Genomic DNA, 7,332 nt, shown 5'->3' with positions numbered 1-7,332 from the left:
CGATCAGGCGGTCGGATCGGCCGGGGGCCGATCGCACCGCCTGATCGAGACGCCGGCGCGATCTCGCTGGTGGGTTGCGTTGAGGGCTTGGCTGAGGCTGGTGCGGGGACCGTGACTGACGCCGTCGGGGCGGGTCAGTTCTGCGGGTAAGCCTGCTGCTGTTGCTGCTGCTGGTATTGCTGCTGCGGGGCCTGCGGCTGCTGGTGCTGGCCCTGCTGCTGGTGCGGCTGCTGGGCGCCGTCCGGGACGACGTAGACGGCGGTGCCGTACGCGGCGATCTCGCTGGCCGTCTGGGCGATCTCGTTGCAGTCGAAGCGCAGCGCGAGCACGGCGTTGGCACCGTGCGCCATGGCCTCCTGCGAGAGGCGGCCCAGCGCCTCGTAGCGGGAGTCGGACAGCAGCTTCGACAGGCCCTTGAGCTCACCGCCCGCCATGGCTTTGAAGCCGGCACCGAGGTTCGAGAACATGTTGCGGCTGCGCACGGTGAGGCCGAAAACCTCGCCGAACACGCGAACCACGCGGTAACCGGGCAGATCGTTCATCGTGGACAGCATGATCGGGAACTGCATCGGAGGAGCGGGTTGAGTCATGCGCCGGATCGTAGCCAGCCGAGACGCCGTCCACTGGCGTTTCCGCGTGTGATTCAGCCGGTGATTCGCGCATTCCAGTCGATGTGGTGGTGGTACAGCCAGCCACGCTCCTCGCCGACGTCCTGGCCTGCGCTGGCGGCCACGAGCTTCTCGACCCGGCTGCGCCGCAGTCTCTCGTAGGCGGCGAACGCGGCGGGCGCGTCCGGCAGGTCGCGCAGGCACAACGCGAGCACCACGCTGTCCTCCAGCGCCATCGACGCGCCCTGCCCCGCGGCCGGGGACGCCGCGTGCGCCGCGTCGCCGACCAGCACCATCGTGTCCGTGGACCAGATGCGCGTGGTGGGCACGTCGTAGGAGTGGCCGCCGAAGACGTCGTCGCCGGTCGCGGCCACGATCTCCGCGCACGGCAGCGGGTCGCCGTCGAACGCCGCGTGGGCGAACTCGCGCCAGCCGTCCGGCGTGACGGCGCCGATGTCCTTGCGCTCGCGTTCGGCGTCGGGGATGCGGGCGAACCAGAAGGTGGCGCCGTCGGGCGCGGTGGTGAAGCCGAACGCCGCGCGGCTGCCACGGATCATGCGGTACACACCGGGCGCGGCGGGCAGGCCCTCGGCGCGGGTGTAGCCGTAGACCACGGTCAGACCGGTGAAGCGCGGCCGGTCGGCACCCGGGTCGATCAGGGTGCGGACCTCCGAGCGCACGCCGTCGGCGCCCACGAGCACGTCGCCGGTCGCGGTGGTGCCGTCGGCGAAGGTGGCGACGACGCCGGACGCACCGGTTTCGGCGGAGACGAGGCGGCGGCCGTGCTCGACGGTGATCCCGCGGCGTGCGGACTCCTCCTGCAGCGCCCGGTAGAACGCCGCGCGGGTCAGCGTGCGCGGCCCGGCGAGCTCACCGGTGTCGAACTCGCGCGTGCCCACCGTGGTGCCGTCCGGCCCGACCAGCTCCACGCCGAGCGCGGCGAACGACGCGTCGATCACGGGGCCGTCGGCGTCGATCGCCTTCAGCGCGTCCATGCCGTTGTGCATCACGGTGAGGAACGCGCCGGCGTCGGCTCCGCCGGAGGGGTAGGCCTCGAACACCACGGGTTCGTGGCCGGCGCGCTGCAGCGCCATCGCCGTGACCGTGCCCGCGACGCCGCCGCCGGCGATGAGAACGCGCATCGAAATCCCCCCGAAAACGACCCAGTGCCACCGTCGACCGTACCGGGCGGCGGTGGCACTGGGGTGCTCAGGAGCTCAGGAACTCACGCGGTCTGCGCGACAGCGAGGCGCAGGCACACGACGAGCGCACGCACGGCCTCTTCGACCTCTTCGAGCACCGGGAAGGTCGGGGCGATGCGGATCGTCGCGTCCTTCGGGTCGTCGCCGTAGGGATGCGTGGCCCCGGCCGGGGTCAGGGCGACGCCGGCCTCCTTGGCCAGGCGCACGATCTCCTTGGCGGTGCCCTCGGGCACGGTCAGCGAGACGAAGTACCCGCCGGTCGGCTTGGTCCACGAAGCCAGCCCCGAGTCGCCCAGCTCCTCGGTGAGGATGCGGTCGACGGCCTCGAACTTCGGCCCGATGATCTCCGCGTGCTTGCGCATGTGGGCGCGCACGCCCTCGGCGTCCTTGAGGAACATCGCGTGCCGCAGCTGGTTGACCTTGTCCGGGCCGATCGTGCGCTTGGAGAGCACACCCGTCCACCACGCGATATTCGCCGGCGAGGAGCCGAAGAACCCCACGCCCGAGCCGGCGAGCGTGATCTTCGAGGTCGAGCCGAACACGAACACGCGGTCGGCGTTGCCGGCCTCGGTGGCCAGCGCCAGCAGGTCGGCGACCTCGTCCTCGGTCTCGGTGAGGTGGTGCACGGCGTAAGCGTTGTCCCAGAAGACGCGGAAGTCCGGGGCGGCCGTGGTCATCGTCGCGAGCCGGCGGGCGACCTCGTCGGAGAACGTGACGCCGGTGGGGTTCGAGTACTTGGGCACGCACCAGATGCCCTTGATGCCGGCGTCCTCGGCCACGAGGCGCTCGACGACGTCCATGTCCGGGCCCTCGGCCGTCATCGGGACCTGGATCAGCTCGATGCCGAAGCGCTCGGCGAGCGCGAAGTGGCGGTCGTAGCCGGGCACCGGGCACAGCATCGCGACGCGCGGCTCGTCGGCCCAGCGGCGCTCGCCACCCGGCAGCGTGCTCAGCAGCGCCTGCGCCACGGTGTCGTGCATCAGCTCGAGGCTCGAGTTGCCGGCGGCGAGCAGCTGCGCGATCGGGACCTGCAGCGCGTCGGCGAAGATGCGGCGCAGCTCGGGCAGGCCGTTGAGGCCGCCGTAGTTGCGGGTGTCCGTGCCGTCTTCGGCCTTGTACTCGCCGTTGGGCAGCGTGAGCAGGTCCGCGGAGAGGTCGAGCTGCCGGGGGGACGGCTTGCCGCGGGTGATGTCCAGGGAGAGGCCGCGCTCGACGAGCGCCGCGTAGTCACGGCGGGCGGTGTCGACGTCGACGGGAGCAGTGGTCATGGGCTCAACGCTAAACCGCGCGTCGATACCATTTCGGGTGACCCCCTGTCCAGGGTCTACGGTGGGGTCTCGTGCGTCTCGTGGTCCATGCCGATCAGCGTCAGTTCTCGTTGCGGGACACCACCGCCTGGGTCCCCGGCGACGGTGGCTGGTCCGACGAAGCGGTGACTTCGCACCGGATCGCGGTCGAGCCGTCGTCGCTCGCCGTGGCGACCGCGCGCTCGGATCTGGTCGAGGTCGACGTCGCCGTGCACCCGGCCGCGCCCACGGAACTGCCCGAAGCCGAGCACGTGGTCGAGGCCGACCTGGTGGCGCCCAGCGGGAAGCTGACGATCGCCGGCCCGGCCGACTACCCGGGCCAGGAACACGTGCTGGAGGTCGCGCCCGGCCCGTACCGCGTACGGGTGTCCTATGTGGAGAGTGCGCCGCCGCGCACGACGTGGAACGAGCACGAGTTCGGCGAGCACTACCGCTACGTCGTGGACCTGTGGCCCGCGGCCGCGCCGGCACCGGTCGCCGTGGTGCGCCAGGGCGCCGCCGTCTGGGACGGCTGACCGGGACCCCTCCCGCGCGGTTCCTCCTACCGTCTCGTGCAGGAAAGCCGACGGCGAAGGGGCGAAACGGTGCGGGACACCCGGAAGGCTGAGATCGCGAAGACCTCCGAAGCGGTGGCGCGCTCGATGTTCACGCCGGCCGCAATGTACTGGGGCGTCGACCGCGAGGTGCACGCGCGCCTGCCCGAGACGATCCGCCACCACGCCGAGGGCCTGCTGCCCGCGCTCGCCCGCGCCGCGGTCGCCGAAGCGACGCCCGACCTGGCCGAGGTCCAGGCATCGGTGGAGCTCGCACTGCGTAACACCTGCGGGCGTCGGTCGACGACGTCGTGGAAACCGCGTCGGCCCGCCTGCTGTCCGAACTCGCTGCCCGTGCGGTGCGCGAAGCGGCGCCCGACGTCGAGAGTGTGCGCGCGAAACTGGTCTCGTCGGCCACGCCGGAGGTGACCGAGGCGGTGCGCGAGCAGACCGCGAAGACGGTGGCCGAGGCCGTGGCGCGGACCACGGGTGAGCTGCGGGCCACGCTCGCCGAGCAGCTCGAACGCACGGTGCTGCCCGAGCTGGCGCGAGCGGCCGTCGCGAAGGCCACCCCCGATCTCGCCGAGGCTCGCGAGCAGCTGGTCGCGAGACGACGGAGGCACTGGCGGGCACCGTCGAGAAGGCCGTGGCGGAGGTCGCGGCAGGCGAAACCCGATCTGGTCGAGCGGGTGTCCGCCGTGGCGCTGTCGCGGGTGCGCTCGGCCGTGCAGGCGGCCGCGGAGAAGGAGCTCGCGCGGTACTCGCCGACCGTGGTGTCGGTGGTGCTGCCGTCGGGCCGGCCGATCGAGCTGGCCGAGGACACCCACGCCGTGCTGCCGGAGGTGCTGGTGGCGCTGCACGCGCGGTGCCACGTGCTGCTGGTCGGCCCGGCCGGCACCGGCAAATCCATGCTCGCGAAGCACTGCGCGCAGGCGCTCGGCCTGCCGTTCCAGGCGCTGTCGCTCGGCCCGACCACCCCGATGAGCAAGGTCTTCGGCTACTACGACGCCGACGGCACCTACCACGACACACCGTTCCGCCGCGCGTTCGAGCACGGCGGCGTGCTGCTGCTCGACGAGCTCGACAACGGCCACCCCGGCCTGCTGGCCGAGCTCAACCAGGCGCTCGCGCTGGGCGTGTGCGCCTTCGCCGACCGCATGGTCACCGCGCACCCCGACTTCCGGCTCGTGGCCACCGGCAACACCCACGGCACCGGCGGCGACCGCCAGTACGTCGGCCGCCAGACGCTCGACTCGGCCACGCTGGACCGGTTCGTGGTCCTCGACGTGCCGATCGACGAGGGGCTCGAGGAACGCGTCGCCCTGTGTCACGCGCCTTCGCACCCCGGCGAGGTGGAAGAGCTGGTCGCGTCGATCCGACAGCTGCGCGCGACGGCGCTGGCCAAGAAGCTGCCGGTGATCCTCTCGCCGCGCGCCAGCATCGACGGCGCGAAGCTGCTGGAAGCCGGCGCCGGCGTGGAGCCGGTCATGCGGGGACGGGTGATCCGCGGCCTGTCCGACGCCCACCGCGCGGCCCTCGGGCTGGACTGACGCCGTGCTGCCCGTGACGCTGCCCCCGATGCTGTCGGGGCACGAGTTCGTCGAGACCGCCGCCGCGCCGCCCACGATCGAGCGCGCGGCCAGCCGCAAGAGCGACACCGTGTGGCCCGGCGCGTCGTGGGAGGAGGCGCTGCGGCCGGCGGCCGACGGCTGGCCCGTCGCGCTGGAGGAAGCCGATCTCACCGTCGAGGAACTGCGCGCCGGTGCCGGGCTGGGGCACCAGGTGACGGAGCTGGAGCCGTCGTGGGGCGTCACCGGCAGCGAGGTCGACATCGGCGCGTACCTCTCCGGGGTGCCCGAGTGCATGGTCGACGCCGTGCCCCGCCAGGTCTCCCGGCGCGGGAAGGTCGTCACCTTCCTCATCCCGGCCGCCTACTCCCACCGCATCGCGCACGAGGTGATCATCAACCGCGGTCTGGCGCTCGTCACGCTGTGCGCGGCGATCATCGACGCCGGCCACAGCGTCGAGATCTGGTCGGGTTTCACCGGGATGCTTTCGGTGCGCCGCACCGAAAGCATCCCGCGCGGTCGCCCGCGTGATCTCCGCGGGCGAGCCGCTCGACGTCGGCCGGGTGATCTTCGCCGTCGCCCACCCCGCCATGCTGCGCCGCCTGTGGTCCGGCGTCTGGGACCGGCAGCCGGCCGAGGTCGCCCAGGCCATGAAGAACGACGCCTACGCCTCGCCTTGCGAGTGCCGGGCCGACGACCTGCCCGACGACATCACCGATCCGTACGTGTTCCAGCACCTCACCGAGCAGGACCGCCAGTGGGACGACCTCCCGACGGCGCCGGACTGGGCGAAGGGGCTGTTCGGGGAGCTGGGGCTGATCCGGCGCTGAGATCGGGCACGGGGGCGGAAATCGGCGTGCGACCCGCTGCCCCGGCGGCCAGACTGGGGCGCGTGCACGTGATCGACTTGCCCGGCGTGATCCGCGGCGCCCTCGAACTGGAACGCACCGAGCGCGGCCTGGTGCCGCACCGGCTGCCGGCGTGGGCACGGGCGCGCGGCGACGCGCAGCTGGCCATGGTGGAGGCGCAGCCGTCCGGGGTGCGGCTCGCGTTCCGGACCGCGGCGACCGTGGTCGAGCTGGATGCGGTGCGCACCAAGGTTTCCTACGCCGGAGCGGCGCCGCGGCCCGACGGGCTCTACGAAGTGTTCGTGGACGGCAACCCGGTCGGCGCGGCGACGGTCGGTGGCGGCGACGAGCTGGTTGTCGACATGACGACCGGCACGAGAGAGCTGCGCCGCGGCGAGCCGGGCACGGTGCGGTTCGCCGGGTTGCCCGCGCGGACCAAGGACGTCGAGATCTGGTTGCCGCACAACGAACTCACCACACTCGTCGAGCTGCGGGCCGACGCGCCGGCGAGCGCGGCGAACCCGGCCGGTCGGCGCAGGTGGCTGCACCACGGCAGCTCCATCAGCCAGGGGTCGGGTGCGGCGAGCCCCACCACCACGTGGCCGGCGATCGCGGCCCGGCGCGCGGGTGTGGAGCTGACCAACCTCGGGTTCGGCGGCAGCGCGCTGCTGGACCCGTTCACCGCGCAGGTCCTGCGCGACACCCCGGCCGACGTGGTGAGCGTGAAGATCGGCATCAACATCGTCAACGCCGATCTCATGCGGTTGCGCGCGTTCGGCCCCGCCGTGCACGGCTTCCTCGACACGATCCGCGCCGGCCACCCCGACGCCCCGTTGCTCGTCGTTTCGCCGCTGCTGTGCCCGATCCACGAGGACACCCCCGGCCCCGGCGCCCCCGTCTTCGAGGACGACGGCGTGGTGCGGTTCCGCGCGACCGGCGAACCGGGCCCCGGCAAGCTGACGCTGAAGGTGATCCGCGATGAGCTCACCCGGGTCGTGGAACACCGGAAGGACGACCCGAACCTGCACCTGCTCGACGGCCTGTCCCTCTACGGCGAACAGGACTTCGCGGAACTGCCCCTGCCCGACGCCCTGCACCCCGACGCCGAGACCCACCACCGCGTCGGCGAACGCTTCGCGCGCCTCGCGTTCGGCGACGGCGGGCCGTTCGCCTAGAGCCTGTTTTGATGTGCTGACCAGGTAGATTGCTGAGCAACGTCGCCGGTCCGGCGTGTCGTAGATCAAACAGGTGAGGTCTCCGGTAAAT

Annotated in this window: 8 protein-coding genes and 2 pseudogenes; 6 read left to right on the top strand and 4 right to left on the bottom strand. The window is 72.3% G+C overall.

The features are described from left to right. Positions 1-134: 134 nt before the first annotated feature. The 3 genes from ACWEOE_RS41910 to ACWEOE_RS41900 form a co-directional block, all read right to left on the bottom strand. The gene (locus tag ACWEOE_RS41910; RefSeq protein ID WP_452019386.1) at positions 135-590 is read right to left on the bottom strand and encodes a YbjQ family protein; all 456 of its coding nucleotides are present in this window, start codon (positions 588-590) and stop codon (positions 135-137) included. Positions 591-643: 53 nt separating this feature from the next. Then, complete coding sequence (locus tag ACWEOE_RS41905; protein WP_452019384.1) at positions 644-1,750, bottom strand: FAD-dependent monooxygenase; 1,107 nt, start codon at positions 1,748-1,750, stop codon at positions 644-646. An 83-nt stretch (positions 1,751-1,833) separates the two neighbouring features. Then, positions 1,834-3,078 carry an aminotransferase class I/II-fold pyridoxal phosphate-dependent enzyme gene (locus tag ACWEOE_RS41900; RefSeq protein ID WP_452019382.1) on the bottom strand — a complete coding sequence of 415 codons (1,245 nt, stop codon included), beginning with the start codon at positions 3,076-3,078 and terminating at the stop codon, positions 1,834-1,836. 71 nt (positions 3,079-3,149) lie between these two features. On the opposite strand from ACWEOE_RS41900, the gene ACWEOE_RS41895 reads away from it, so the two are divergent. The 4 genes and pseudogenes from ACWEOE_RS41895 to ACWEOE_RS41880 form a co-directional block, all read left to right on the top strand. Continuing rightward, the gene (locus ACWEOE_RS41895; protein WP_452019380.1) at positions 3,150-3,632 is read left to right on the top strand and encodes a hypothetical protein; all 483 of its coding nucleotides are present in this window, start codon (positions 3,150-3,152) and stop codon (positions 3,630-3,632) included. 69 nt (positions 3,633-3,701) lie between these two features. After that, entirely contained in the window at positions 3,702-4,079 is a 378-nt protein-coding gene (locus tag ACWEOE_RS41890) for a hypothetical protein (protein WP_452019378.1), read from the top strand. After that, entirely contained in the window at positions 4,040-5,200 is a 1,161-nt protein-coding gene (locus ACWEOE_RS41885; RefSeq protein WP_452019376.1) for an AAA family ATPase, read from the top strand. Before ACWEOE_RS41890 ends, ACWEOE_RS41885 begins: the two co-directional genes overlap by 40 nt. Before the next feature lie 28 nt (positions 5,201-5,228). Then, positions 5,229-5,642, top strand: a pseudogene (locus ACWEOE_RS41880) (DUF7192 family protein); the annotation flags it as partial. Here ACWEOE_RS41880 and ACWEOE_RS41875 read toward each other — a convergent pair. Next, positions 5,582-5,719 carry a hypothetical protein gene (locus tag ACWEOE_RS41875; RefSeq protein WP_452019390.1) on the bottom strand — a complete coding sequence of 46 codons (138 nt, stop codon included), beginning with the start codon at positions 5,717-5,719 and terminating at the stop codon, positions 5,582-5,584. The pseudogene ACWEOE_RS41880 and the gene ACWEOE_RS41875 sit on opposite strands and share 61 nt — an antisense overlap. Positions 5,720-5,733: 14 nt before the next feature. Here ACWEOE_RS41875 and ACWEOE_RS41870 point away from each other — a divergent pair. Beyond that, positions 5,734-6,048, top strand: a pseudogene (locus ACWEOE_RS41870) (hypothetical protein); the annotation flags it as partial. A gap of 62 nt (positions 6,049-6,110) precedes the next feature. Then, a complete protein-coding gene (locus tag ACWEOE_RS41865; RefSeq protein WP_452019388.1) occupies positions 6,111-7,241 on the top strand; it encodes a GDSL-type esterase/lipase family protein in 1,131 nt (376 codons plus the stop codon). The last annotated feature ends 91 nt before the right edge of the window (positions 7,242-7,332 follow it).

This window comes from Amycolatopsis sp. NPDC004368 (assembly GCF_053602515.1).
The sequence above is the reverse complement of the archived record's forward strand: the minus strand, read 5'-3'. Positions and strand labels throughout refer to the sequence as shown.